Raw genomic sequence first — 25,723 nt, forward strand, 5'->3', positions numbered from 1 at the left:
TCTGGCACAACGACAAAACCGGACAGCCAATCAAGCGGTCACTGACCGCCTACGATCACTGACGCAACAACACCCCTTGGACTCATTCATCTAGTGGACGGGCGGGCGGTTCCGATGATGGAGGGGGAGGCGGGGCCGGCCCGGCCGTTGATCAGGAAGTCGAAACGGCGGACGTCCTTGACGGCGAAGCCCGCCTGCTGGAGGGCACCCTCGGTGTCGCGAGTGAGATGGCAGCCCCCGCCGAGCAGGCCCCACAGCGGGTTCAGCAGCCGCTGTAGACGGAAGAAGCTCGGACGTTCGGACCGTACGTGCTCGTAGAAGCGCAGTTCGCCGCCCGGTTTCAGAATTCGCTTGGATTCGGCGAGCGCGCCCGGCACGTCGGCGATGGTGCACAGCACCGGGGAGAAGACCGCGACGTCGAAGCTGTCGTCCTTCAGCGGCAGCTCCTCCGCGCGGCCCGTTCGGACCTCGACCGGCACCGCCGCCTTGGCGGCCGCCTGCTCAGCGAGCGTGCGCAACCTGGGCTCCGGCTCGACGGCGACGACCTGCTCCACCTCGGACGGGTAGTGGGCGAAGTTCGCGCCCGTCCCGGCGCCGATCTCGACCACCCGGCCGTGTGTACCCGCGAGCAGTTCCTGGCGGTGCTCGATGGAGCCGTGTGCCTCGGCGAAGGCGTTGATGCGGGGATAGATGCGGGCGAACAGCGGGTGCGACACGGCTGTGGCCATCACGTCCTCCTCGATCGCGGCGAAGGGAGACTCCCTTCGCCCGGCAATCACGTTAGGAGTGCCGTGGCGGGCGTCCGTCGCGGCGTACCTCGTCCACACGCTGTGAGGGGACCGTCGTGTCACCGTGTCGCGCCCTACGGGCTCGGGCGCCTGTCGGCACAGCGGCTGGAAACGGGGGCGCATTTCTCCGCACGTCACACCCCTTCCCCAGGCGCTTCGCGAAGGTGCCGTGGGTACCGGCCCACCTGGAGACGGCGCATGGCCGCATGTGGGCAGTAAGTACGATGGAGCTTAGGTTTTCACGGAGGGAGGCGGCCGGATGCGTGGTTTCGGTGAGCTTGAGCAGGCGATCATGGATGTGATCTGGGACTCGGATCAGCCACCGACGGTGCGCGAGGTACTGGAGCGGCTGAACCACGACCGGCCGCAGGAGCTGGCCTACAACACTGTGCAGACCGTGATGGAGATCCTGCACCGCAAGAACTGGCTGGAGCGAACCAAGGACGGCCGGGCCTTCCGCTACATCGCGACGTCCAGCCGTGAGGGGTACGCGGCCTCGCTGATCGACCAGGTCTGGGCCACGGGGGCCGACCGGACCGCGACTCTGGTGCGGTTGTTCGACGGAATGGACGATGCCGAGCTCGCCGAGTTGCGTGCCGCGCTTGCCGAGCGCCGTACGGGGGACCGTTCATGAGGATCGCCCTGTTGCTGAGCGGCTATATCGCACTGCTGGGGGTGCTGGTGCCCGGCCTGCTGGTGCGGGGCAACTGGATGGAGCGGGCCCCGCGGCTGGGGATCTGGGTCTGGCAGGCGCTGACCGTGTCGGTGCTTTCTTCGGTGGTACTGGCCGGTGTGGTGCTCGCCGTCCCGACCGTGCCGGTCAGCGGTGGCCTGGCCACCATGTTGCAGGCGTGCGTCATGGCGCTGCGGGCACAGTACGCCACCCCGGGCGGCGCCGCGATCGCCGCGACGGGCACCGTGGTGGCCGCAGCTGTGCTGGGGCGCACGGTGTGGTGCCTGTCCGGGGCGCTGCTGCGAGCGCGTCGGGAGCGGAGCAGGCACGCGCGCGTGCTGTCGATGGTCGGCAGGGCCAGGCCCGATCTCGGGGTCACGGTGCTGGACGACGACCGTCCAGCGGCGTACTGCCTGCCCGGTTACGGCAACAGGATCGTGCTGACCACGGCTGCGCTGGCCGCCCTGGAACCGCGTGCCCTGGACGCCGTGATCGCACACGAGCGGGCGCACATCCGCGGTCGGCACCATCTGGTCCTGGCCTTCGCGGAGGCGCTGGAGCGGGCTTTCCCCCGCGTGCCGCTGTTCCGTACGGCGGCAGCCCAGACGCGCGGCCTGGTGGAGATGGACGCGGACAACGTGGCCACGGTGCACACGGACGCGGTCACGCTGGCCGGGGCGCTGCTGGAGATGGCCGGGACACGCGGGCCCGCGGTGGCGCTCGCCGCGGGCGGCGACGTGGCGCGGCGGGTGCGCCGACTGCTCGGCCCGCAGCGGCCACTGGGCCGGCTGTCTCTGTGGGGTGGGGTACTGCTGGCCTCGGCGGTGCTGGTGCTGCCGCTCGTTCTGGCGGCCGAGCCCGCGGTTGCCGCCATGAACATCAACGCCTGCCCGCTTCCCATTGCCTCGGCCCCTACGTCGGTCTCCGCGTCCTGATGCTTGCCGGGCGGACGCGGTTCGTTCTGATGGATTCACCGCCGGGCCGAGGGACGGATCCGCTTCGGTTCGTTCTCGTGGCACTGGAGATCCGTCAGCAGGGCCTGGCCGTGCTCCCGATGACCACGGGGCTGCGCTGACGGGGCACAGCCTTGTCACGCCTTCTCGGCGGCGATGGCCTTGATGATGGGCAGGAATCCCTCGTAGGTGAGTGGGCCGAGGGAGTAGGCAGCGATCTTTCCGGGCTGATCCAGTACGTACGTGGTGGGGACGGCCCGCGGCGCCATGCTCTTGAAGCCCAGCATGGCGCGGCTGATCGGGTCGTAGATGCTCGGGTAGGTGATGTGGAAGTTGCGCTCGAACGCGAGGGCCGCGGTCCTGCTGTCGCGGATGTCGACGCCGAGGAACTTCACGCCCAGGGAAGCGGTCTCCTCGGCCAGCCGCGAGCTGCGGTGCCTCCTCACGACAGGGGGCACACCACGAACCCCACACGTTGATCACGACGACGTGGCCGCGCATCCCGGTGATGTCAACGCGCTCGCCGGTGAGGGTGGTACCGGACAGGGCGGGGGTGAAGGTGCGCTTGTCCGGCGGCAGGTAGCTCGACGTGGAGGCGCCGCGCGCTGCGCCGGAAGAGGTGGTGAGCCGGCCCGTTTGCTCGTTCCGCACGCGGTGAGGGTTCCGGCGGCCGCGGCCAGCAGACTGGCGCACACCAGTCGGCGCGACGGCTGGCTGGAGGCGGGGAGGAGACGGGCCGGGCGGATCGTGTTCGTGCTCAGTGGACTTCTCGCTTCTGGAACGGCTCGGCGGCAGAGGGGCGCAGGTCCGCTTCGTGGCGCAGCAGTTGGATTTCTTCGCGCAGGCGCTTCATCTCCGTGTCCAGGCGTGCGTCAGTGTTCTCGCCCCGGGCCTGTTGCGGGGCCATGTGGCAGGCGCCGTGGATGGGGGTACCTCCCACACCCTTGCGGCGGTGGGGGAGCATCGGTCGGATGCAGAAGACGTAAGTGAGCATGCTTGCTGCCGCGGTGATCAGCAGCGGCGTCAGGTAGGCGGTCATCGGGTGGGTTCCACGGCCGTCATCTCGGGCTGGATGCCCATCTGCTCACGCAGGTCATCGACCTGCTTGCGCAGAGCTGCCAGTTCCTGTTCGCGTGGATCGGCCGGGGCAGTGGTGTCGGCGGGCTTGCGGCCGGACCGCATCATGACCCACATCATCGCGCCCATACCCACCGGGCAGGCCAGTACGGGAAGGTAGTTGAGCAGTTCGCGCATGGTGGACTCCTTCAGCGTTCGGTGCGTGCCGGTTCGGTCGCGGCGGTGGGCGGGGTCTTTTCCAGCGTCTTGCGCAGGCGGCGCTCGGAGAGCCGCCCGTAGGAGAAGAGGACGCCGTCGAGGAGGACACCGGGGGCGAAGATCACCCCTGCGCGCATTCCGAGGCGCTGCCCCTCCTCGCTAGTGAGGGCGGTCTCGGTGATGGTCAGCGGGTGGTCTTCGGCGACTTTGGCCAGGACTTCCTTGGCGTGCTCGCACAAGGAGCAGTCGGTCTGCGTGAGCAGTGTGATCTGCCGGGTGTTCACGCCTTCCGCCCCGCCTTCAGGTCGGACAGCAGCTTGTCGACCTGGACGTACATCGTGTATTTGGGGGCCCCGCCGTAGTCGGCCCGCCACTGGATCTTCCCGTCGGGACCGACGAGTACGAAGCTGTGGCCGTCGCGGGAATCGCCCATCATCCCGTACTGGTTGGCGTGGTACGCCTTGGAGACCTTCAGGTCGGGGTCGGACAGGACGGACGTGGTCAGGTTCTCGTCCTTGACCTTGCGGGCGACGAGGTCGGCGGGGTCGGTGGTGATCGACAGGACCTCGTCGATGCCGGCGGCCTTGACCTTCGTGGAGGACTTCTCCATGTCCCGGATCTGGTCCCAACACGGCTGGCAGGTCAGGCCCTCCTGGAAGTACAGCAGCACGGTCTTGCCGCGTGCTGCGGCCAGGCTGGCCGTGGCACCGCTGCTGGAGGCAAGGGAGAAGGCGGGAGCGGTCTGACCGACGCCCGGGCTGCCGACCTCGTAGCCGGAGGCCGAGGACTGCTCGGACTTGTGGAACACCGCGTACAGACCGCCGATCATGGCCAAGAGGACCACCGCGGTGATCGCGCCGTTGCGCAGCTTGCGGCGCTGCTGGAGTTGCTGCTCTCGCGCGCGTTCTGCGGCCAGACGTGCGCGGGAATCGGCTTTGGCGCCGGGCTGGGCCCCGGCCTTGCCGCCGGGCGTGGTGTTAACGGCCATGGACGTTCTGCTCCATCCTTGTGGTGCGGTCTGCGGGTGCGGTGGTGGCCAGTTGGTCGGCGGGCACGGAGGCGGCTGACTCGGCGGGACGTTCCGCGCAGCTTGCGTCGTCCTCGGTCACTGCAGGTGCGGTCGTGAAGTCCTCGTCGGCGTGGTCGGCGCCGGAGCGGACAGCGCGCCGTATTACCCAGACCGTCGCCGCCGCGGCAACGACGGCGAAGGCCCAGCCGGGCAGCCAGGCCAGCGAGTGCATGGCCTTCGAAGCGGCGTGCTGGAGGTCTGCGGCGAACATGACCCGCCAGCCGGAGTTCGGCATCGACGGCCCCCTGACGGCAAGCACCACAGTCAGTACGCCCATGCCGACAAGCAGGATCCCGGAGAGGAGGTCGCCCAGCGCCAGGCTCCGCTGCCAGTTACCCACCCCCAGATGTATCCGGCGGCTTTGCAGGATCCGGGCGGGACCCTTGCGGCCGCGTTCCCAGGCCAGGGCGATCACCACGAGCGGAGCAACCATGCCCAGCACGTAGACCAGGCCCACGCTGAGCGCGGCGGGGAAGGAGGCGGTAGCGCCGGACAGGACGGCGACGCCGGCCAGGACTGGCGCACAGCAGGCGCTGGCGATGCCGGAGAAGGCCCCCAGCGCCCAGGCGGCGCCGAAGCCGCCGCCCTGTGGCGAGCGCCCGGACGGCATCGGCAGCTTCGGCTTCCACCCGGCCAGCACCGCGAGGCCCCCGGCCAGCATGAGGAGGCCACCGGTCAGGTAGACGTACAGGTGATACCGCTGCAGCGTGGCAGAGACCGCGGCGGCCCCGAGCCCGATCGGCACGATCACGGTGGCCACTCCGGCACCGAAGGTCAGTGTCCCGGCCACCACTCGGCCGCGGGAGCGGAACCCGGTGGCGAAGTAGGCAGGCAGCATCACGGAGATGCAGCACGGCGCGAGCAGCGCCACCACGCCGCCGAAGAACGACGCCAGGAGCGTGGTTCCGAAGAGCAGCTCACTCATCCCCAACCTTTCCGGAGAACCGCATGGCTGTCGCCGCAGCCAACGCCTAATCAACTTAGGACCTAAGATACATAGGAGATGGGAGTGCGTCTCGCGCTGCCACCGAATGTGCCCCTCATCTCACGGCCGGGCCCCCTGAGCACCCCGCCATCCTGGATCTACTCCCATGCAAGGGCGGCGATGTGAAGCGGCCATGAAGGCGGCATGCGGGAACCCTGCGCTTGCGCCAAGCCCCGACGCGTCACGCAGGTCGGGTGGCGACTTGGCCTGCATGTGCCACTTGGAGACCCACCACCCAGGGGCCGCTTCAATACCTAAGACGCCTAGGACATAGGGTGAGTCTCTATCAACTGCTCAGTCGGCCCGGCCAGGTGTGCCCGAAACCGAGGTGCCACGAGACCGGACCCCGCCTGGAAGAGGGCACCCTTGTCCGTCGATGTCAGCCAGGTGGTCGGCTCGGGCTCACTGCTCCTGGCCGCCCCCATCGCCCTGGCCGCGGGAGCGATCGCTGTCGCGTCCCCGTGCTGCCTGCCCCTGGTGCCGGGCTACCTGTCCTATGCGACCGGTATGGCGGCGTCCGATACGCAGGAGGCCCAGGCCGGCGGGCAGGGCCGGCGCCGGGCACTGCTCGGCACCCTCCTGTTCGTCCTCGGGTTCGCGGCCCTGTTCGCCGCCTACGGCGCCCTGTTCGGAAGCATCAGCATCCTGCTGCTCACGCACCAGGAACGCTCCTGCGCGTGCTGGGGTCGCTGACCGTCGTCCTCGGCCTTATGTTCATGGGCGTCCTGGAACGCATACCGCTGCTGTCGCGCACGGTCCGGCCGCGCTTCACGCCGCGCGCCGGGCTGGCCGGGGCGCCGCTGCTGGGGGTCATGTTCGGTCTCGGCTGGACTCCGTGCATCGGGCCCACCCGCGCCGCCGTGCTTTCGCTGTCCTTCTCCACCGGCTCCGCCGGGCGTGGGGCGCTGCCGGCCTTCCTCTACGGACTGGGGATCGGCATCCCCTTCCTGCTGTTCACCCTGGCCCTCGGCAAGAGCCTGCGGGCCTTCGATTTCGCCCGACGCAACGCCCGCGCGGTGATGCACTTCGGCGGCGCACTACTCGTGGCCGTCGGAATTTTGCAGGTCAGCGGTGTGTGGGCGCACATGATCCAGCAGCTGCAAGGATGTATCAGCGGCTATGAGTTGCCCCTGTGACATACCGCATCGCGCCCCCGGACCATCACCGAGAGCAGCTGACATGCCGTCAGTGATCTTCCGCGTGACGCCACCGCCGTCACTCCGGCTGTGGGCCGGACTACTGCTGGCATGTGCGCTCGCGCTCTGCGTCACCGGTGCAGCCCGGTGCGCTGCGGTGATGTCCGACGGGCCGATGAAGGCGATGCACCAACCCGGCCAGGACGTCCGCACGGACGGGCAGGACGACACGGCAGTCGACGAGCCCGGCAGGGACGATCCCTGTCCGGTCGGCGCCGATCACTGTGCTCAGTCCCGCGCTGCCGCGATCTCCGCCGCTTCGGCCTCGGCACACGCCGCCGACGCTCCGCAGACGGCTTCCGTGACGCAGGCGGAGGTCCCCCGGTCCGGCACGCCGCCCTCGACCGTGTGTGATTCCCCTCCCCCTGATCTGCGGCGGTTGTGCGTGTCACGGACGTGAGGGCGCAGCACCGGCGTGGCCTGCGCCCGCCGGACTTTCGTCGTCCTCACGTCCGCTTCGGCGTGCCCGCGTGCGCGCCGTACGTTCTTGATCAGGAACTCCGACGCATGTCGTCATCTCTTGCCTTGCTCGCCACCGGCGTCTCCACCGGTCTCGTCGCCGGCGGTGCCTCGTGTGCCGCAGTCCAGCGGGGCCTGCTGGCCGGCGCGGTGACCCGCCGCAGCCCCGCTCCCTCGTCCTCGACTTCCGCAGCGGGCGCCCTCCGTGAGTCCAGGTCCGCAACGGAGCACGCCTCTGCCGAGGAGCCGAAGGCCCTGGTCCCGGTGGGCGCGTTCCTTGCCGGGAAGTTACTCTCCCACACCCTCCTCGGTGCGCTGCTGGGCGTCTTCGGCAACGCGCTGCAGCCCAGTCCGCGCGCTCGGGCCGTCATGATGATCGCCGCCGCGGTCCTCATGCTGCTGTTCGCCCTCGACCTGTTCGGCGTCAAGGCCGTCGGCTGACTGGTGCCCCGTCCCCCGGCCTCCTTCGGGCGGCTGCTGCGGCGCAGCGCCAGGACCGATTCCGTCGCCACCCCGGCCCTGATCGGCCTCGCCACGGTGCTGGTGCCGTGCGGGGTGACCCTGTCGGTGGAACTGGTCGCGGTCACCTCCGGCTCACCGATGGCGGGGGCCGCGGTCATGTTCGGGTTCGTGCTGGGCACCGCACCGCTGTTCGCCGTGCTGGGCTACTTCTTCCGCCGCACCAGCCGAGCCCTGTCCGGCCGCCTGGCCGCCGTCACGGGCGTGGTGGTCTTTGGCGTCGCCGTTTGGACGGCGGCCTCCGGGATGCAGGCCGGGGGCTGGGTCACGTTCAACCTGACCGAACAGCCCGCCGCAGCGGCGGCCCCGGCCACGTCGGACACCGCATCGACCGGTAGGGAGACCCGCGTCCAGCGGGCCGGTCACCGTCGACGCAGCCGGGAAGCAGACCATCACCCTGACGGTCACCTCCTTCTACGAGCCGACACGATTCACGGCGAAGGCGGGGACGCCCACCATGCTGGTGCTCCGCGGCAAGGACTCCGACGGCTGTGCCCGAGCCTTCACCATCCCCGAACTCGGGGTCCAGGAGATCGCCAAGCGCAACGGCGACACCAAGATCGACCTGGGCACCCGAAAGCCCGGCACGCTGCGCTTCTCCTGCTCCTCGGGCACGCAGACCGGCACCATCACCTTCCGGGAAGGCGCGTAATGGCACTGTTCACTCGCAAGAAGGACGACACGGAGACCGGACCGGTGGTGGTCCTCGAAGTGGAGGGCATGCACTGCTCCAGCTGCGGCCTGTCCATCGACGACGAACTGGAGGAGGTGCCCGGCGTCCGCTCAGCCCGCACCGATGTGCGCTGCGGACGCTCCACCGTCCGCCTTGAGGAGACGGCGACCGTGGACATCGGCCCACTCGTCGCCGCGGTGCAGCGCGCAGGTGACTACACGGCCCGGTCTGTCGACTGACAGGCCGGAAGGCGCGGGGCAGCCGGGTCCCCCGGTCGCCCCGCGCCTTCGGGGCGCGGCGCACTCAGCCAGAAGGCTGGTGACGGTGACACAGGCGGTCCAGCGGACGCCGAAGCACACCCCGGTCCGGTGATCCAGCTGTGGGGACATCACCGGCTGCTTTCGAGAAGGCGCGGTACGGCAAGGCTCCGGTCAGACCGTCCCGCCATCGTCGCAACCCCGGTCAACAACCGGGCCAGGTCGCGGACGCTCGGCCTCGGCGTCCGGGGCAGCGGAGGCCCCGGTCGTCTCCCCGCCTGGGTTGTGTCTGGTTCGTTTGCTGGTTTCGACCCTTGAGCAACTTCGGCAGGCACATTGCGACGGGGCAGGCTACGAACAGCAGGATGTGCTCAGGGGCGGATGTCGGGGCTGGTGCCCTTGCTGAGGTCGACCAGGTCGACCACCTCTGCGGCTTGGCCGACGGTCGCGTCGTCCCGCCGGGCCTGGGCGGCCTTCAGGTCGCGCAGTTCTGCCTGCAGTGCGCTGATCTGCTTGTCCAGGTCCGTCCTGCCGGCGGTGGACGTACCGGTCTGCTGAGTCCTGCCGTCCGTGCCCCACGCGCTGCGGGGCTGCCTCCGACGCTTACTGCCGTTCCTGCCGCGCATCATGAAGACCATGCTCAGCGGGCACAGGGCGAGGATCAGAATCGGCGCTGCCGCCGTGAACCAGCCCGGCTTGAAGAGGAGCACGGTGACGGCGACAGCGCCGAGGCCGAAAAGGGCCTTCTTATTGATGCACATAGAGATCGCTCCAAGGGTTGGCCGCCGGTTCCCGACGGTCCTGAGTGGTGCCCGTATCCGGATGGCTGGGTTCGGGCGGTGAAGGATCGATGAGCCGGTGATGGGCTACCGATCTGCGTCCGACGGATGGGCCCGCGGCCATTTTCCGCCCGCGCTGCCGCGTACGCCGTGCAGATGGTGACTTCGTCCCTTCATCGGCCCTTCCTCACGACGGTGACGGTGGTGTTCGGGCGATCCCGCACGGGCGTCCCGGGTAGCGGTGGAGTCGTCTCCTCGCCCGGTGCGGGCATCGGGGACGCCTCGGGGAAGAAGGCCGCGGCCGGGCCGCCTGACATAGCCCCGCCGGACAACGCTGTTTCACCGGCCTCCTGGGCAGTCCTGCGGCCGGCGCGCCGCAGGCAGAGGAAGGCGACGGCGGCGGTGAACAGCAGGAGGCTGGTCCACACGTTCAGGCGCAGTCCGAGGATGTGGTTGGCAGGGTCGACGCGCAGCGTCTCGATCCAGCTGCGGCCCGCGGTGTAGGTGGCTACGTACAGGGCGAGGACCCGGCCTCGGTCGAGACGGAAGCGCCGCTCCGCCCACACGATCGACACCGCCGCTCCCAGGTCCCAGGCGGCCTCGTAGGCGAAGGCCGGGTGGTAGGTGGTGGCGTCGGGGGTGGCGGCCGGGCGGTGGGCCGGGTCGATCTCCAGGCCCCACGGCAGGTTGGTGGGACGGCCGTACAGCTCCTGGTTGAACCAGCAGCCGATCCGGCCGATCGCCTGCCCGACCAGCACCGCCGGGGCAACCGCGTCGGCGAACGCCAGGAAGTCGATGCCGCGCCGCCGGGCCGCGATCGACGCCCCCAGCGCGCCGCCCGCGATACCGCCCCACACCCCGAGGCCGCCCTGCCATACGTACAGGGCCTCAACGGGATGGCGGCCGGGACCGAAGTACAGCTGCCAGCTGGTGAGCACGTGGTAGAGCCGGCCGCCGATGATGCCGAACGGGACGGCGGCCATCGTGATGTCCAGGACGGTGCCCGGCATGCCGCCACGGGCGCTCCAGCAGCGCCGGCCGATCAAGACGGCGGCGAGTACGCCGAGGATCACCATGACCGCGTACCAGTGGATCATGAGTGGGCCGAGGTTCAGATACGGGCTGGACGGGCTCGGCAGATAGGCGAGGTTCATCGGGTCACATCGGCTTCGCGTGAGAACGAGCCCGGGCGGGCGTGCCGCCCGGCGCGGACGTGCCGAACCGGTCCCGAGACCCGGGGGCCGGTTCGGCGAGAGGGAGTTGGTGAGGCAGGGGCGCTGATGCGACGGTCGCAGCGCCTGGGCGGTCAGCCCATCATGCCGGGGTGTCCGTGGTCGGAGGGGCCGCCCGTCATCGAGCCGGACATCATGCCGCTGCCGGACATCATCTCCTCCATCTGCTGCTTCGCCTTGGCGCGGTCGGCGGCCGGCAACTGGTTCGTACAGTGACGGATCATCGCCTTCCTGTCGGCCGCACTGCCCCCGCTGTGGACCGAACCTGAACTCTGGATGCTGGATGGCGAGAGGCTGGGAGACTGGTCCGCAGCGAACGCGGTGGCGCCGTACGCGCCGATGCCGCCGAGTACGACGGTCGCCGCTGCGATGCCGATGGTCCTGCGCTTGATCATTGATGCACTCCTTGTCCCGAGCCTGGCTCTTACGTCGCTGACGCTAGGCACGCGGTGTGAAGGCGCCATGAAGCACCGATGTGGCGGCTCTGTGGGCTGACCCCACCGAAATCCTTCGTCTCGCCGGAGCATCCGCACTCCTACCTGCATGAATACGCACACGACATCATGTGGGCCAACCTGTTTAGTCATGGATGAGGCATTTGCTACCCATAGGGGGTAGGAGTAGCTTTTGGGTGGGAAGGGAGGTTCGGCATGACGGACCAGAGGACTCAGCAGGACAAGCAGTTCCTCGCCCCGGAGGTTGTGGATGACGCGGTCGTGCGGCTGGCGAAGATCAACGGCCAGGTGCAGGGCGTCTCCCGGATGGTCCAGGAGGGCCGGTACTGCGTCGACGTGCTGGACCAGATCGAGTCCGTGCGCAAAGCCCTGGACGCAGTGTCCCGCCAGGTGATGCGCAACTACCTGGAGAGGTGTGTCACCGACGCGATCAAGGGTGACGACCCGCTCATCTACGACGAACTCATGAAAGTGCTGTTCCGGCACCGCTGACTGGCGCTGGGGCGAAGGAAGGTGTGGGCATGGCCTACGGCGCGTCGGCGGCCCTGCCCCGGATCGTGACCTCGGTCGAGAAGATCGGGCACTGGATCAGCGGGGTCGAGGTCGGTACTCAGCCCGAGAGGAGGGCGTCATGAACGTAGACCAGATCGCGGTTCTCGCCGGGGCCGGTGCGCTGATCGCACTGCTCGCGTGGTTCTTCTTCGGGCCACGCAAGACACGGCTGGCCGAACTCAGGGACGGTACCCAGGAGATCGGAATAACCGTGAAGGGCGGCTACTCCCCGGACCTGATACGGGTCCGGCAGGGCGTACCCGTCCGGCTGGTCTTCGACCGGCAGGAGCGTGGGGAGTGCACCTCCCGCGTGGTCTTCCCGGACCTCTCCCTCGCGAAGGCGCTGCCCGCGTTCGGCACGACCACCGTCGAATTCACCCCCGCCCGTGCGGGCCGGTTCGGGTTCACATGCGGGATGAACATGGTCCACGGCACACTGCTGGTCGAGTCCGGCGACGGGAACGGTGCGGCCGCGTCATCCGCCGCCGTGGAGGAGGAGCCGACTGTGCCCGCCGCCGAGCCGGGCGAGGTCGACACCGGTGAGGCCGAGGCCGCCGAGCGGCGGGCCGAGATCAAGGATCTGTCCCGGCGGGTGCTTGTCGGCGCAGTCCTGTCGTTGCCGGTCGTGCTGAGCGTGATGCTGCACGACGCTTTCAATGCCGCCGTGCCGGACCTGCTCCTCAACCACTGGTTCCAGCTGGCGCTGATCACGCCGGTGATGTTCTGGACCGGCCGGCCGATCCACACGACGGGGTGGCGTGCCCTGCGCAACCGCAGCGCCGAGATGAACAGCCTGATCACGCTGGGCACCTGTGCGGCCTACGGCTACAGCCTGCTGGTGACCGTGGCACCAGGGGTGCTGCCCGCAGGGGTCCGGGGCGTCTACTACGAGGCGGTCGGGGTGATTCTGACCCTGATCCTGCTGGGCCGGCTGTTCGAGGCGAAGGCCAAGGCGGGTACCGGACAGGCGATCCGCGAGCTGCTGGGCCTGCGGGCCAGGACCGCCCGGGTCGTACGGGACGGTGCGGAAGTCGAGGTGCCGGTGGAGGAGGTCGTGGTCGGCGATGTGGTCGTGGTCCGGCCCGGGGAGAAGGTCCCGGTGGACGGGGTCATCGTCGACGGCCGCTCCACTCTGGACGAGTCGATGGTGACCGGGGAGTCGATCCCGGTGACCAAGACCGTCGAGGACGAGGTGGTCGGCGCGACGATCAACCAGACCGGCGCATTCCGCCTGAGGGCGACCAAGGTGGGCGCGGACACGATGCTGGCCCAGATCATCCGGTTCGTGCAGCAGGCGCAGGCGTCCCGGGCTCCCATCCAGCGCGTCGCGGACCTGGTGGCGAGTTACTTCGTCCCCGCCGTGATGTTCATCGCCATCGCCTCGTTCGCCGTCTGGTACGCGGTGGGGCCCGACCAGGCCCTGACGCTCGGACTGGTCTCCGCCGTCGCCGTACTGATCATCGCCTGCCCGTGCGCGCTCGGACTGGCCACCCCACTGTCGATCATGGTGGGTACCGGCAAGGGCGCCCAGCACGGCATCCTCATCCGATCGGCCGAGGCGCTGGAGACGGCCCACCGGCTGCAGGCCATCGTGCTGGACAAGACCGGCACCATCACCCAGGGCCGGCCCACACTGACCGACGTCGTCCAGGTGAACGGGTTCATCGAGGACGAGTTCGTCCGCCTCGTCGCCTCTGCCGAGAACTCCTCCGAACACCCCCTCGGCCAGGCCATCGTGCGGGGCGCCGCTGACCATGGGATCGGCCTGGTCGAGGCGAGCGAGTTCGACTCCGTCACCGGCAAGGGCATCACCGCCACCGTCGACGGACACCGCCTGCTCGTGGGCAAGGCCGCCATGCTCACCGAGGTCGGCATCGACACCTCTGACCTGCGGGAGGACGCGGACCGGCTCGCTTCGGATGGCAAGACCCCGGTCTTCGCCGCCATCGACGGGGAGTTGGCCGGCGTGGTGGCGGTCGCCGACACCGTCAAGGAGGACTCGGCCACAGTGATCGCCGAACTGAAACGGCTCGGCCTGGACGTCGTGATGATCACCGGCGACAACCGGCACACAGCCGAGGCGATCGCCCGTCAGGTCGGCATCGACCGCGTGCTGGCCGAGGTACTGCCCGAGCACAAGGCCCAGGAGATCGCCCGGCTGCAGGACGAGGGCCGACAGGTCGGCATGGTCGGTGACGGCATCAACGACGCCCCGGCCCTCGCCCAGGCCGATGTCGGCTTCGCCATCGGCACCGGCACCGATGTGGCCATCGAGGCATCCGACATCACCCTGATCTCCGGCGCGCTGGGCGGGGTCCTCACCGCCGTAAACTTGAGCCGGGCCACCATGCGCAACATCCGCCAGAACCTGCTCCTGGCCTTCGTCTACAACACGGCGGGCATACCGCTGGCTGCCGGTGTGCTCTATCCGTTCACCGGCTGGCTGCTCAGCCCGATCATCGCCGCCGCGGCGATGGCCTTGTCGTCGTTGTCCGTGGTGGGCAATGCCAACCGGCTGCGCACCTACACCCCGAAATCGCTCCCCCTGGTCGCCCGGCGGACCGTGGCGGACAGGACCTCTGTGGAGGTGGCCGCATCATGACCACTCCTTCCGCGACCGTGCTGGTCGTCGACGACGAGGCAAAGCTGCGTGCCCTGGTCCGCGATTACCTGGAGCGCGACGGCTACACCGTCCAGGAGGCGAGCGAGGGCCGCCACGCACTCGACCTGGCCCGTGCCATGCTGCCCGATCTGGTGATCCTCGACCTGGGCCTGCCGGGCCTGCCCGGCGAGGAGGTGGCCCGGCTACTGCGCAAGACAAGCGACATCCCGATCGTCGTGCTCACCGCCAGGGCAAGTGAGAACGACCGGGTGATGGGCCTGCGACTGGGCGCCGACGACTATGTGGTGAAGCCGTTCAGCCCGCGCGAGCTGGTCGCCCGCGTCGAGGCGGTGCTGCGGCGATACCGTGGCCCGCGCGGCGAGGCCGAGGAAACCGCCGTCTCGTACGGTGACGGCCGGCTGCGGATCAATGCCGAGCGCCGTGAAGTGCACGCCGACGGCCAACCGGCGGAGCTCACCCGCACCGAGTTCGACCTGCTCGCCGCCCTCGCCTCCCGGCCGGGGCGGGCCTGGACCCGGATGGAGCTGGTCGGCAGGGTCCAGGGGCACACCTTCGAGGCGTACGAGCGCACCATTGATGTGCATGTGAAGAATCTGCGCCGCAAGCTCGGTGACACCCCACCTTCCCACGTGGTCGTCACCGTGTCCGGTGTGGGCTACAAGCTGGGACTGAACAAAGATGCGTGAGCTGCTGCGCGGTCGTTTCGCCCGCCGCCTCGCCCTGGCCTTCGCGTTTCTGGGCATCGGCGCGGCGGCCCTCACGGCGGTGCTGGTCAACGCCGCCTTCGGAGACCGCTTCGATACCTACCTGGCCAAGCAGCAGCAGGTACGCGAGCAACAGTTGGTCGCTCTGTTCACCGCCGAGTACCAGCAGGACAGCGCCTGGAAGCCGTCTTCGCTCAACGATCTGGCACCGACGGTGACCATGACCGGCTCCCAGGCCGAACTGCGCGGGCCGGACGGGCAGCACGTCTGGTCGCTCACCGACGCCATGGTGAGCCCGGCGACACTGGCCATGCACCGCGACATGATGGGCATCGGCGACCTCGGCCCTGCCCGCAAGCTGCCGATCACCGTCGACGGCAAGCGCGTCGGCACTCTGGACGTGCGCGTCCCGCAGGGCCAGATCCCCGCCGTCGACCAGAAGTTCCGCTCCGACGTCAACCAGTTGCTGATCGCCGGAGGTCTCACGGCCGGTCTGGTCGCCCTCACCGTCGGCCTCTACACCGCCCGTCGTGCCACGGCCCCGATCGCCGAACTCACCCGCGCCGCAGGTGACCTGGCCGCCGGACAGCGCGACCGGCGGGTGACCGCCATCCCGGACAACGAGATCGGCGAACTGGCCACCGCCTTCAACACCATGGCTGACCGGGTGGAGAAGGAGGACGAACTGCGCCGCGCTTTCGCCGCCGACGTCGCTCACGAACTGCGTACCCCGCTCGCGATACTGCGCAGCGAACTGGAGGCCGTCCAGGACGGCGTCCGCGAACCCACTCCGAAGGTCATCACCTCGCTGCACGACGAGACCCTGCGCCTGAGCCGGTTCATCGCCGACCTGGAAGCCCTGTCCTCCGCCGACGCTGCCGCCTTCACCCTCGAACACCGGCCCCTTTCCCTGGCCGCCCTCGTCCGCGACACCGTGGACGGTCTTGGCGACCGGTTCGCCGAGGCCGGAATCGCTGTGCATACCGATCTCTCCGAGGTGAGCGTCGAGGGGGACGCGGTGCGACTGCGGCAGGTCGTCACCAACCAGCTCACCAACGCCCTCAAGTTCGTCCCCGCGGGCGGTACCGTCACCCTCACCCTGCGTCGGCAGGACCACTGGGCCGAACTCAAGGTGGCCGACACCGGGCTCGGTATTCCCGCCGAGGAACTCCCGCACATCTTCGACCGGTTCTTCCGCAGCCGCACCGCCCGTGCCGACGGCTCCGGCATCGGCCTCGCCGTCGCCGCGGAGCTCACCGCCGCCCATGGGGGCGCCCTCACCGCCGACAGCACCCCCGGCCACGGCACTACCTTCACCACCCGCCTGCCGGCCCTTGGCGACCAACGCACATCAGCCGGCCGCGCACAGGAACACACCCCGACGAACACCGGCTCACGCAGACACCGGGTCTGCCCTCCGGACGCCGACTGAGCTGGCGCGCTCGCAGGACAGGCCGAGCAGCCAGTCGGGGCGATGTCGCCCGTGGCGGTCAGGGAGAGCAGCGCGTAGGTGGCCGCGCCGACGATGGAGGTGGCGAAGGCGAAGGCCAGGGCGGCCGGTGCGACCGCAAGCCCCCTTTGAGAGATCGTCGCTTCAGTACCCGCACTGGGAAGGTCGTTCGGCCGCCTCCCACGGTGGTGAAGATCCGTAGGCTGAAGGTGCCAGGAGGACCCGGGGTACTGCGGTTGGGTGCTCAGCAACAGGTGCAGCTGGCGCTGCAACCACAGGCGCCTGCCTCAGGCGTGGACTCCTTGTGCACGGCGGACGGGGCGCAGCATCCTTCGCCTCGCCATGCGTTGCGTCCTTCCTTGACTGCGATGGCGGCGATCACGAGGGCTGCGATGGGGTCGGCCCAGGACCAGCCGAGCAGCAGGTTCGCCAGCAGGCCGATGAGAAGGACGGCGGAGAGGTACGTGCACAGCAGGGTCTGTTTGGAGTCGGCGACGGCGCTTGCGGAGCCGAGTTCGCGTCCGGCCTTGCGCTGCGCGGCGGACAGGAACGGCATGACGGCCAGGGACAGAGCCGCCAGCACGATGCCGGGAACCGAGTGCTTGGTTTCGTCGGCGTCGGTGAGCGCGCGGACGGACTCGATGGTGACGTAGAGCGCGAGCGCGAAAAAGGAGATGGCGATGATCCGCAGTGTCGTCTTCTCCCGGGCCTCCCGGACGGCGTCGTCGCGGGCGGAGAACTGCCAGGCGACGGCTGCGGCGGAGGAGACCTCGATGACGGAGTCGAGGCCGAAGCCGATCAGCGCGGTGGAGGAGGCGAGGGTACCCGCGGTGATTGCGACGACGGCTTCGATGACGTTGTACGCAATGGTCGCGGCGACCAGCAGGCGTATACGCCGGGTCAGTGCGCTGCGGCGGGAGGGGCTGGGACCGAGGGATATCGTGGTCATTCAGCAGCAGCCCTTCTCGTCGGCGTCAGGGCAGGTGCGGTCGGCCTCGACGGCGAGCACTGCGGAGCGCAGGTCGTCGAGGGCGTGGCCGAGGCGCTCGTCGGCGAGTTCGTAGCGTGTGCGGCGGCCGTCCGGGACGGTGATGACGAGGCCGCAGTCGCGCAGGCAGGCCAGGTGGTTGGAAAGCCGGGTCCGGGAGATCTCCAGCACGTCGGCGAGGTCGGCCGGGTAGGCCGGCGCCTTGCGCAGTTCGAGCAGGATGCGGCAGCGGATCGGGTCGGCGAGGGCGCGTCCGAACCGGGCGAGCACGTCGATGTCGGCAGCGAGGGTCAGCACCACTCAACAGTACAGGGAATCCTGAATTCAGGGAACCGTGAACTATTCGCGGTCGGTTGGGTGCTGGGATACCTCGGTGGCACAGCCGGGGCCGAAGCCGACGCGTTCGCGCTACCAGCGCCGCCCCGCGCACGCCCGTGGCGCGATCAGCGAAGCGGACGGACCGTGCTCAGCTCACCGTCCACTGGGACCAGGGCATGTTCCAGCCGTTCCAGCCGTTTTCCGGTGCGACGGTCTTGTCGGGCGAGTTGACAACCTGCACCACGTCGCCGATCAGCGAGTGGTTGTAGAACCAGGCCGCGGGAGTCGACGGATCGCCGCCGCCCTTGACGTCGTGCAGGCCGACGCAGCCGTGGCTGGTGTTCTCGTGGCCGAAGACCGACTCCGGCCTCCAATAGTTACCGTGCGCGAACGTCCCGGAGGTCGACAGTCGCATGCCGTGCGGCACGTCCTTGATGTGGTACGAGTTACCCAGGCCCACGGTGCGGGAGTCCATGTCCACCACAGGATCCTTCTCCATGATCACCATCTTGCCGTTGTACGTGGTGTGCTGCGCGTCGCCTAGGCTCGCGGGCAGCGTCCTGTACAGCGCGCCATTGCGGTAGATCTTCAGCGTGTGGGCGGTGTTGTCGGCCACCGAGGTCTGTGAGCGGCCGATGGTGAACGACACGTCCTTGGACTGCTGCCCGTATACGCCGGGTGCGGTCTTCACGCCGTTCAGTCGCAGATGCAGCGTCACCTTGGTACCCGGAGACCAGTAATTCTCCGGACGGAAGTCCAGGCGCTGGTTGCCGAACCAGTGGCCGCGCACATCCACTTGGGGATCAGCGGTGACGGTGACAGCCTTGTCGACGGCCTTGGTGTCGGACACGGGCTTGGTGAAGTTGAGCGAGACCTCCATACCGACGCCGTACGTCGCACCGGGTGCGACATTGAAGTAGCCGATGTTGGTGGTGCTGGGGGTGAGGGTGGTGAACGAGGACTGCTGCGTGGAGGCGCGGCCGGACGCATCGGTCGCGGTCGCGGAGACCGTGTAGTGCGTGCCGGTGTGCAGGCCGCCCGTGGGCCTCCAGCTGCTGCCACCGTCGGACAGCGTACCGTCGACCGTGGCCCCGCCGGAGGAGGTCACCGTGACCTTGCTCAGCTTGCCCTTGGCCGCCGATATCCGCAGCGCGCCCGAGGTGTCGACGCCGGTGGCTCCGTCTCTCGGCAGGATATGTACAGCCGCGTCGGAGTTCTTCGGGTCGGCCCCGTTCTTCGTGCTGCCGGACTCGGCACTGGCACTGCCACCGCACGCTGTGGCCCCGAACAGAACGACCCCGAGGGCCAGCGCGAGCAGCCCCTTCCTGGAACGCCGGCTGCGATCGCCCGGTCCCCGTGAACGGCCCTTGCTGGTCGCGGCGTCCGCCGCCTTTGCCGTAATCAACCGTAGGTCTCCCTCTTGAACGTCATCTTGTACGGACGGGCAGGTCAGGCGCGCAAGGCCGCCGATCGCTGGGCTCTGACTCCTCCGGAGTGGCTACGCCCGTGATCGAAGACGGATCCCGTACGACCTACGGACTCGTCGAGCACCCGAGTCCTGCGGAGTTCCCCGGACAACCGAAGCATCACTGCCGAATGTGCCGCGCCGACACGTCGACGCCCCGCCCGACTATGGCCGCGCGCCGTGAAGCGGTGATGAAGAAGTCATGCGCCGTCGATGTGGGCTGCGTCTCACTGCCGCCCCCTGGCCCCGATCTGAAGGTCACACGTCGGCTGGTGGGAGCAACGCCTTCCGGACCACGAGGGAAACCTCAGCCGGGACGCATTGCCACTCACAGGTCCACGGTCAGGACGGAGCTGCGTGCGCGGGACACGCACGGGTAGATCACATCGCTGCGGTCACGCTCGGCGGCGGACAGCACCGTGTCCCGATGGTCGGGCGTACCGCCCAGGACGCGCAGCTCGCAACTGCCGCAGACCCCTTCCTCGCAGGAGCTGGCTGCCTCGGGGACCGCCTCGCGGATGACCTCCAGCAGGCTGCGGTCGGCCGGAACGGGCAGGACGCGTCCGCTGCGCCGCAGCTCGGCCTTGAACTCCTCCTTGTCCGGACGCTGTTGTGAGGGGTGCCAGGAGCCGAAGCGTTCGGTGTGCAGATACCGATCGGAGAAGCCCGTGGACATCGTCTTCTCCAGGGCGGTGAGCAGCGGTTCGGGGACCGCAGGCGTAGACGGCGGCGCCCGGCGGGGTGCCGGCCAGGGCAGTGGTGAGATCGGGCAGGCCATCGGTGTCCTCGGGGACCATGTGGACCCGGTCTCCGCCGAGATCCAGAAGCTCGTCGGCGAAGGCCATGGCGGCGCGGGAGCGTCCGCCGTAGACCAGGCGCCATTCGTGTCCGGCCGCGGCCACAGCGCGGATCATGGGCAAGAAGGGGGTCACGCCGATACCGCCCGCGATGAAGAGGTAGTGGTTTGCCAGGATGAGCGGGAACTTGTTGCGAGGGCCCCGGATGGCGATCCGCCGGCCCTCGCGCAGGCTGTGGACCTCTGCGGAACCGCCGCGGCCGTCCGGCACGCGCAGGACACCGACGCGGTACGTCTCCCGGTCGGCCGGGTCCCTGCACAGCGAGTACGGGCGGATCAGGCCGGAGGGCAGCACCAGCTCGACGTGGGCACCGGGCTCCCACCCTGGTAGCCGCGCGCCGTCCGCAGCGACAAGTTCGACGGCCACGACACCATCGGCGGCCTGCGACAGGTCGCTGACGACGACGTCACGCGACGGGTGCGACTCACCACGCACGATCGCGCAGTTCGCCGAAAGTTCTCGGGATCGGGGAATTAAGGGGCCGAGGAGATCAGGTCTCATGCCCCGTGGCAGGCGTTCAGACGGCCGAAAGAAAGGCGCCACAAGCCTTCTGTCACATGACCTTCCAGGTGGCGGCCAGTTCAACACGCGAGGCGACATTCATTTTCTGATACACCTTTTTCAGATGGAAGGCCACCGTGTGTTGGGAGATGAACAGTTGCCTGCCGACCTCGTTGTTGGTGTGCCCCTGGCTCACGAGCTCCGCGATCGCAAATTCCGCGTCGGTGAGTCCGTGCAGTAAAGGACCTTCACGTTCCACGGTACGGATCACACCACGTCGCACCCCGAATTCTCGGAGCTTGTTCGCAACGCGAGAGGCATCTCGCGTCGCACCGACCTCGTTGTATGCTTCCAGAACCAATTCGAAGATGCGTATCGTCTCAGCTCTTTCGGGTTTTCGCTTGGCCAGCAAGCCGGCCATGTCTTCCCTCGCAGATGCCACACACCACCGATCGGGATAGACGCTGGCCGCCTCGCGCAATTTGCCGGAGTCCCTCTCCAACAATCCAGCGGCATGCAGCGCCGATCCTTGTATCACGCTGAACTTCGGGTGCTTGGCCGAAGTGTCTGAGGCCGCCGCCACCGACATCTTCGCGAGGTCGCGGGCCCCCAGCTTGCTGGAGGCGCGGACCAGCCATGAGGCCGCTGCCGGCTCTGACACGAGAAGCTGGCGGAGCACGCGGGGGTTCGTGACAATCCCGGCGATCAGACTCGCCGCGCTCGTCACCCCGCTTCGGGCCTCCATGGCTTGAGCAGTCACCCAAGCCCCGGCCGCCTGCCCGTAGCCGAGTAAGGCTTCGTCTGCCAGTTTGTCCACGAACTGGAAACAGGCTCTCATATCTGCCCGACGGAGTGCGCCGAGCGCCATCACGACATAGCTGGGGGGCCGCACGGACCTGACACCACACCGCTCGGCAATCCGTAGCCCCACGTCGATCTCGGCAATGGAATCATCGATATTCCCCATAGCGAAGAGCAACTCGCCCCGGACGGCGTGCGACATGGCGGCCATCCGTTGCGACTCCGGTTCGCCCCTTCGTACTTGCATGGTATCGAGCACAAGCCGCCCGGCCTCAAGTTCCCTCGCCTTGATGAGCAACTCGACGTACCATAATTGAGCCAGCTGGCAGAATTCGTGGGCCTCTTGACATCTCACTGCAGTTGCCGCAACGGCGTACTGCAGTCCCAGGTCCAGTCGTCCGTCGAACCAGGACGAAGCGGAACGCCGAAGGAACCAAGCAGTCTTACACGACCCTTGTATCAGGTCGTCGAAGAACCCAGGAAAACCTTGAGGAAATCGCATGTTTGGTTCACCTAACGACGATTGCGGGGGGGGTTGAATGCGTCGTAGGGCATGTGCTGGAGCCTTCGGCACATGGTGGTGAAGGCGGTGGCGTTCGGCAGGCTGATCGCCGCACCACGGCGGCCCGGATCGGGCAGACGCCCTCGCGGAAAGCGACATTGCTCACACTGTGCGGCCGATTATCGATGGTCCCCTGTACCGCCGAGCCACGGCACCGATGCGTTGCGACTTCTGCGTTGCCATGCGATCTATGTACCCACCGCGTCCACCGGGATACCTTCGCCACCTGGACCAAGACCCGACTGAAGATCGCAACCTGGATCACCGGCTTCTGCAATAGCTGCCGACTACACAGCGTGTGCGGGTACCGGAACCCGAGCCACTACGAACATGACCACCGAGCCAATCCGCCTTGGGGTTGGCCACATAGAAGGTCTCCACGGTTCGAGGGGATCGGCACCTGTCAGCTCAGGCTACGTGCCGTCTTCGGCACACAGATGCAACAGCGCCCGGGCCGCCAGGCGATAGCCGAAGGCGCCGAGGCCGACCACCACACCGCTCGCCAGAGGGGCGATGACCGACTCATGGCGGAATTTTTCGCGAGCCCACACGTTGCTGAGGTGCACCTCGACCCAGGGGGGCGAATAGCTTGCCAACGCATCGCGCAGGCTCCATCCGGCGATCATCAGAGCGCCGGGATTGACGATGGCGCCGACAGTGGTGCCGTGGTGCTTATGGATCGCACCAACCAGGTCTCCCTCGGCATCACTCTGGATTGAGACGACGTTCCATCGCCGGACACTCACCTCGTCGACGACCGCCTTTTCAATGTCGGCCAGTCTGTCGGTACCGTATATCTCCGGCTCGCGTTGACCGAGAACGCCCAGGTTCGGACCATTCAAGAGAAGCACGACACTCAAGGCATACCTCACCGTTCACCCGACCACCAGCCTTTGGCCCATCCATGCTGTCGAGGCCGCTCACGAGGCGCCATCCCCAGGACTGATAGTTGCGCAGCGCCCAGTGATCCTCCGGTCCTCGAGAACAGGACGCGCCCGTCGCACCGAGGGTCAGCTGCGCGATGGCCGCACAGGTCCCGGACAAGCAGTGCATACGGTCAACGGCCGTCTTGCCGGACGGCGGGACTTCGCCGTCCGGGACCGCGGGGCGCGACCCGGGCGACCACCGGCCAGGGGCCGTCTCCAACCAGGTCGGCCGTCGGCTGCACCACTGGTGGGAACCGCGCCCGAGGGGCGGGGTGTGCCTGCTGGGGGCGGCTCACGTCGAACTCGGTGGGCTTGTCGCAGTGGCGCAAGTCCCGTTGGTCTCCGACCGGGACGAGCATGCTCGTGATTGTCCCGTACCCGCGGGCGGCAGCAGATCCGCCATGCCGACCGCCTCGTCGTCGCAGGCGTCCCCGAGCGGATCCCGGACCACCGGGAACGGCATCGGCAGGGTGAAGTCCCCTACCGGATCGGTGCCGCCGAACACCTCGTCGAGAGTCGCGTGATAATTTCCAGGATCCGCGGTTTTGGCGGCCGTTTCCGCCGGGCCGCGAAACCACCCGTTCGGTATCTGACGGTACCGGGTGCGCTCGGGTACTTCTCTGGCAAAGAGATCGCCGACGCGTGTCCTCTCTTTCCGCAATTACTCGCAGGGTTCCGGCCTTTCCCGAACTGCCCACCCGGGTTCGGTGGCAGTTTCGTGGCTCACGGGCGCGCTGCCGTTCAGAGAAGTTGACCGACGATCGAAGGCGCACACAAGGGCTGACATCGGCAGGCTAGTACAAGAATGTCAGGCCGAGCATCCCCCAACCTGATAAGTTTTCCCACCCTTGACACCTTTTGGGCGGCGGAATACTGTTCCCCCGATCTCCAGTTGACGGAATTCCGCCCTGCACACACCACGTACCTGCGGGGTTTTCAACGATGCCGGTTTTCGAAGTGCCCGCTGATCCGGTGGCAGCACGCGAGTAGGGTCACGATGCCAACCATGCGACTGCACGATACGTATGCGAACCCGACGGACGCGGACGTCGTCATTGTGGGCAACGGTCCGATCGGTGCCACGCTGTCGGTACTGCTCGCCCAGCGCGGCTGGCGGGTCACCGTACTCGAACGGCGTGCCCGGCCGTACCGGCTACCACGTGCGACCAGTTTCGACGGGGAGACCGCCCGGCTCCTGGCCGCCACCGGGATCGGTCCTGATCTGGGCCGGATCACCGAGTCGGCCAACGGTTACCAGTGGCAGACCGCCGCCGGCGCGGCGCTGTTGGACATCGCGTTCACCACGTCCGGCCCGTACGGCTGGCCGGATGCCAACACGATGCACCAGCCGGCTCTGGAGGAGTTGATCGCGACCAGGGCGGCGGCCCTCCCCGGTATCACGGTGCTGCGCGGACACGAGGTCGTAAGGATCGTCGACGGCGAGCAGCAGGTGGAGGTGGCCGCCACCACTGACAGCGGCGAGCCACACAGCCTGTCCACGCGGTGGGTCGTGGGGTGCGACGGCGCCAACAGCTTTGTGCGCGAGCACCTCGGTGTCTCCGTCACAGACCTCGGGTTCTCCTTCGAGTGGCTGCTCTGCGACGTCGAACTGCGCCGGCCACGCGAGTTCGTCCCCACCAATGTGCAGATCTGTGATCCGGCCAGGCCCACGACCCTCGTGGGCAGCGGCCAGGGTCGCAGGCGCTGGGAGTTCATGCGTCTTCCGGGCGAGAACACTGCCGAGCTCAACAGGGACGAGACGGCCTGGCGGCTGCTGGCGCCGTTCGGCGTCACACCCGACACGGCGACCCTGCTGCGCAGCACCACATACATTTTCCAGGCCAGGTGGGCTGACCAGTGGCGAGTGGGCCATGTCCTGCTGGCTGGTGACGCGGCCCATCTCATGCCGCCGTTCGCCGGTCAGGGCATGTGTTCGGGCATCCGGGACGTCGTCAACCTGGCGTGGAAGCTGGATCTGACGCTCCGTGGCCTCACAGCCGAGACCCTGCTGGACACCTACACCGAGGAACGCCGGGCCAAGGCAAGAGAGGCGATCCTGACGTCGGTCCAGCTGGGCCGGATGATCTGCGTGACGGACCCCGTGGCCGCCGCCGAGCGGGATGCCACGGTGCTGGCCAACCGACGGGGCCGGCCGCCGACGCGGCCGGAGCCGGCGAAACCGCTCTCGGGCGGGCTGCTTTTCCGGCGTTGCGGAACGGAAGCAACCGAACCGCCCGCGGGTGAGGTCGTCCCGCAGGGACGAGTGAGCCGGCAGGGAAGCACTGGGCTGTTCGACGATGTCGTGGGCCGTGGTTTCCTGCTGCTGATCACCGACGAGCCGCACGCCTCTCTCGACGAGGACCAGCTTTCCTTCCTCACCGCTCTGGGCGCCCTCGTGGTACGACTGCTCCCCTCCGGGCACGTACCCGACGTGAACGACAACGGGACCGGCATGATCAGCGTGGTCGACACGGACGACGTCTACCGACCGTATCTGGCCCGGTTCACGGCGACGGCTCTGCTGGTGCGTCCGGACCATCACGTCTTCGGTGCCGCGAGCGGCCCGGACGGCATCCGGGCGCTGGTGGACGGCCTGCGTCACCAGTTGCACGCGGTACAGCCGATCGTCCCGACGCACCCGGCCGACTGAAGTCGGCGTCCCG

Annotated in this window: 27 protein-coding genes and 4 pseudogenes; 13 read left to right on the forward strand and 18 right to left on the reverse strand. The window is 68.4% G+C overall.

What is annotated here, in order from left to right:
• Positions 1-86: 86 nt before the first annotated feature.
• Positions 87-728: a class I SAM-dependent methyltransferase gene (locus tag ACFY2B_RS42935; RefSeq protein WP_390768514.1), complete on the reverse strand. Its 642-nt coding sequence runs from the start codon at positions 726-728 to the stop codon at positions 87-89.
• A gap of 319 nt (positions 729-1,047) precedes the next feature.
• Between ACFY2B_RS42935 and ACFY2B_RS42940 the strand changes: the two genes are divergently transcribed.
• Positions 1,048-1,422: a BlaI/MecI/CopY family transcriptional regulator gene (locus ACFY2B_RS42940; RefSeq protein WP_390768515.1), complete on the forward strand. Its 375-nt coding sequence runs from the start codon at positions 1,048-1,050 to the stop codon at positions 1,420-1,422.
• Positions 1,419-2,396: a M56 family metallopeptidase gene (locus tag ACFY2B_RS42945; protein ID WP_390768516.1), complete on the forward strand. Its 978-nt coding sequence runs from the start codon at positions 1,419-1,421 to the stop codon at positions 2,394-2,396. Before ACFY2B_RS42940 ends, ACFY2B_RS42945 begins: the two co-directional genes overlap by 4 nt.
• Before the next feature lie 155 nt (positions 2,397-2,551).
• On the opposite strand, the gene ACFY2B_RS42950 is transcribed toward ACFY2B_RS42945, so the two are convergent.
• From ACFY2B_RS42950 to ACFY2B_RS42975, 6 genes are all read right to left on the reverse strand, one after another.
• Positions 2,552-2,860, reverse strand: coding sequence for a TlpA family protein disulfide reductase (locus ACFY2B_RS42950; RefSeq protein ID WP_390768517.1), 309 nt, complete (start codon positions 2,858-2,860; stop codon positions 2,552-2,554).
• A gap of 311 nt (positions 2,861-3,171) precedes the next feature.
• Complete coding sequence (locus ACFY2B_RS42955; RefSeq protein ID WP_390768518.1) at positions 3,172-3,453, reverse strand: hypothetical protein; 282 nt, start codon at positions 3,451-3,453, stop codon at positions 3,172-3,174.
• On the reverse strand, positions 3,450-3,668 hold the full coding sequence (locus tag ACFY2B_RS42960) for a hypothetical protein (protein ID WP_390768519.1): 219 nt from the start codon (positions 3,666-3,668) through the stop codon (positions 3,450-3,452). Before ACFY2B_RS42960 ends, ACFY2B_RS42955 begins: the two co-directional genes overlap by 4 nt.
• A gap of 11 nt (positions 3,669-3,679) precedes the next feature.
• Complete coding sequence (locus ACFY2B_RS42965) at positions 3,680-3,973, reverse strand: glutaredoxin family protein (protein WP_390768520.1); 294 nt, start codon at positions 3,971-3,973, stop codon at positions 3,680-3,682.
• On the reverse strand, positions 3,970-4,677 hold the full coding sequence (locus tag ACFY2B_RS42970; RefSeq protein ID WP_390768521.1) for a peroxiredoxin family protein: 708 nt from the start codon (positions 4,675-4,677) through the stop codon (positions 3,970-3,972). Before ACFY2B_RS42970 ends, ACFY2B_RS42965 begins: the two co-directional genes overlap by 4 nt.
• Entirely contained in the window at positions 4,667-5,683 is a 1,017-nt protein-coding gene (locus tag ACFY2B_RS42975; RefSeq protein WP_390768522.1) for a cytochrome c biogenesis CcdA family protein, read from the reverse strand. The genes ACFY2B_RS42970 and ACFY2B_RS42975 overlap by 11 nt, the downstream gene beginning before the upstream one ends.
• A gap of 426 nt (positions 5,684-6,109) precedes the next feature.
• On the opposite strand from ACFY2B_RS42975, the gene ACFY2B_RS42980 reads away from it, so the two are divergent.
• The 6 genes and pseudogenes from ACFY2B_RS42980 to ACFY2B_RS43005 all read left to right on the forward strand — a co-directional run bounded on the left by ACFY2B_RS42980 (position 6,110) and on the right by ACFY2B_RS43005 (position 8,829).
• Positions 6,110-6,436 carry a cytochrome c biogenesis CcdA family protein gene (locus ACFY2B_RS42980; RefSeq protein ID WP_390768523.1) on the forward strand — a complete coding sequence of 109 codons (327 nt, stop codon included), beginning with the start codon at positions 6,110-6,112 and terminating at the stop codon, positions 6,434-6,436.
• A complete protein-coding gene (locus tag ACFY2B_RS42985) occupies positions 6,421-6,879 on the forward strand; it encodes a cytochrome c biogenesis CcdA family protein (RefSeq protein ID WP_390768524.1) in 459 nt (152 codons plus the stop codon). The genes ACFY2B_RS42980 and ACFY2B_RS42985 overlap by 16 nt, the downstream gene beginning before the upstream one ends.
• A 567-nt stretch (positions 6,880-7,446) precedes the next feature.
• The gene (locus ACFY2B_RS42990) at positions 7,447-7,839 is read left to right on the forward strand and encodes a hypothetical protein (protein ID WP_390768525.1); all 393 of its coding nucleotides are present in this window, start codon (positions 7,447-7,449) and stop codon (positions 7,837-7,839) included.
• A gap of 3 nt (positions 7,840-7,842) precedes the next feature.
• Positions 7,843-8,088, forward strand: a pseudogene (locus tag ACFY2B_RS42995) (sulfite exporter TauE/SafE family protein); the annotation flags it as partial.
• Between the two features lie 211 nt (positions 8,089-8,299).
• Positions 8,300-8,569, forward strand: a pseudogene (locus ACFY2B_RS43000) (cupredoxin domain-containing protein); the annotation flags it as partial.
• Positions 8,569-8,829, forward strand: a complete 261-nt coding sequence (locus ACFY2B_RS43005) for a cation transporter (protein ID WP_390768548.1) — start codon at positions 8,569-8,571, stop codon at positions 8,827-8,829. The pseudogene ACFY2B_RS43000 and the gene ACFY2B_RS43005, both read left to right, overlap by 1 nt.
• Before the next feature lie 389 nt (positions 8,830-9,218).
• Here the strand turns inward: ACFY2B_RS43005 and ACFY2B_RS43010 are convergent, their stop codons facing one another.
• From ACFY2B_RS43010 to ACFY2B_RS43020, 3 genes are all read right to left on the reverse strand, one after another.
• Positions 9,219-9,608 (reverse strand): DUF2933 domain-containing protein, encoded by a 390-nt coding sequence (locus tag ACFY2B_RS43010; RefSeq protein WP_390768526.1) that lies wholly within the window; start codon positions 9,606-9,608, stop codon positions 9,219-9,221.
• 191 nt (positions 9,609-9,799) lie between these two features.
• Positions 9,800-10,780 carry a prolipoprotein diacylglyceryl transferase gene (lgt, locus tag ACFY2B_RS43015; RefSeq protein ID WP_390768527.1) on the reverse strand — a complete coding sequence of 327 codons (981 nt, stop codon included), beginning with the start codon at positions 10,778-10,780 and terminating at the stop codon, positions 9,800-9,802.
• Positions 10,781-10,932: 152 nt separating this feature from the next.
• Positions 10,933-11,253 (reverse strand): hypothetical protein, encoded by a 321-nt coding sequence (locus tag ACFY2B_RS43020; protein WP_390768528.1) that lies wholly within the window; start codon positions 11,251-11,253, stop codon positions 10,933-10,935.
• A gap of 255 nt (positions 11,254-11,508) precedes the next feature.
• On the opposite strand from ACFY2B_RS43020, the gene ACFY2B_RS43025 reads away from it, so the two are divergent.
• The 4 genes from ACFY2B_RS43025 (at position 11,509) to ACFY2B_RS43040 (ending at position 16,624) form a co-directional block, all read left to right on the forward strand.
• Positions 11,509-11,805: a metal-sensitive transcriptional regulator gene (locus ACFY2B_RS43025; protein ID WP_390768529.1), complete on the forward strand. Its 297-nt coding sequence runs from the start codon at positions 11,509-11,511 to the stop codon at positions 11,803-11,805.
• Positions 11,806-11,944: 139 nt separating this feature from the next.
• The gene (locus ACFY2B_RS43030; RefSeq protein ID WP_390768530.1) at positions 11,945-14,467 is read left to right on the forward strand and encodes a heavy metal translocating P-type ATPase; all 2,523 of its coding nucleotides are present in this window, start codon (positions 11,945-11,947) and stop codon (positions 14,465-14,467) included.
• Positions 14,464-15,174 carry a response regulator transcription factor gene (locus tag ACFY2B_RS43035; protein WP_390768531.1) on the forward strand — a complete coding sequence of 237 codons (711 nt, stop codon included), beginning with the start codon at positions 14,464-14,466 and terminating at the stop codon, positions 15,172-15,174. The genes ACFY2B_RS43030 and ACFY2B_RS43035 overlap by 4 nt, the downstream gene beginning before the upstream one ends.
• Positions 15,167-16,624 (forward strand): ATP-binding protein, encoded by a 1,458-nt coding sequence (locus ACFY2B_RS43040; RefSeq protein WP_390768532.1) that lies wholly within the window; start codon positions 15,167-15,169, stop codon positions 16,622-16,624. Before ACFY2B_RS43035 ends, ACFY2B_RS43040 begins: the two co-directional genes overlap by 8 nt.
• Positions 16,625-16,636: 12 nt before the next feature.
• Here ACFY2B_RS43040 and ACFY2B_RS43045 read toward each other — a convergent pair.
• The 8 genes and pseudogenes from ACFY2B_RS43045 to ACFY2B_RS43080 all read right to left on the reverse strand — a co-directional run.
• Positions 16,637-16,758 (reverse strand): annotated as a pseudogene (locus ACFY2B_RS43045) (sulfite exporter TauE/SafE family protein); the annotation flags it as partial.
• Positions 16,759-16,886: 128 nt separating this feature from the next.
• Positions 16,887-17,591, reverse strand: coding sequence for a cation transporter (locus ACFY2B_RS43050; RefSeq protein WP_390768533.1), 705 nt, complete (start codon positions 17,589-17,591; stop codon positions 16,887-16,889).
• A complete protein-coding gene (locus ACFY2B_RS43055) occupies positions 17,592-17,927 on the reverse strand; it encodes an ArsR/SmtB family transcription factor (protein ID WP_390768534.1) in 336 nt (111 codons plus the stop codon).
• Between the two features lie 169 nt (positions 17,928-18,096).
• Entirely contained in the window at positions 18,097-19,353 is a 1,257-nt protein-coding gene (locus tag ACFY2B_RS43060; RefSeq protein WP_390768535.1) for an Ig-like domain-containing protein, read from the reverse strand.
• 388 nt (positions 19,354-19,741) lie between these two features.
• Positions 19,742-20,089, reverse strand: a complete 348-nt coding sequence (locus ACFY2B_RS43065; RefSeq protein WP_390768536.1) for a 2Fe-2S iron-sulfur cluster-binding protein — start codon at positions 20,087-20,089, stop codon at positions 19,742-19,744.
• Between the two features lie 199 nt (positions 20,090-20,288).
• Positions 20,289-20,870: pseudogene (locus ACFY2B_RS43070) on the reverse strand (ferredoxin reductase); the annotation flags it as partial.
• Positions 20,824-21,870: a LuxR C-terminal-related transcriptional regulator gene (locus ACFY2B_RS43075; RefSeq protein ID WP_390768537.1), complete on the reverse strand. Its 1,047-nt coding sequence runs from the start codon at positions 21,868-21,870 to the stop codon at positions 20,824-20,826. The pseudogene ACFY2B_RS43070 and the gene ACFY2B_RS43075, both read right to left, overlap by 47 nt.
• Positions 21,871-22,547: 677 nt before the next feature.
• The gene (locus tag ACFY2B_RS43080; protein WP_390768538.1) at positions 22,548-22,994 is read right to left on the reverse strand and encodes a type II 3-dehydroquinate dehydratase; all 447 of its coding nucleotides are present in this window, start codon (positions 22,992-22,994) and stop codon (positions 22,548-22,550) included.
• Between the two features lie 1,072 nt (positions 22,995-24,066).
• On the opposite strand from ACFY2B_RS43080, the gene ACFY2B_RS43085 reads away from it, so the two are divergent.
• Positions 24,067-25,710 carry a bifunctional 3-(3-hydroxy-phenyl)propionate/3-hydroxycinnamic acid hydroxylase gene (locus ACFY2B_RS43085; RefSeq protein ID WP_390768539.1) on the forward strand — a complete coding sequence of 548 codons (1,644 nt, stop codon included), beginning with the start codon at positions 24,067-24,069 and terminating at the stop codon, positions 25,708-25,710.
• The last annotated feature ends 13 nt before the right edge of the window (positions 25,711-25,723 follow it).

This window comes from Streptomyces sp. NPDC001270 (assembly GCF_042896695.1).
Taxonomy (GTDB): Bacteria; Actinomycetota; Actinomycetes; order Streptomycetales; family Streptomycetaceae; genus Streptomyces.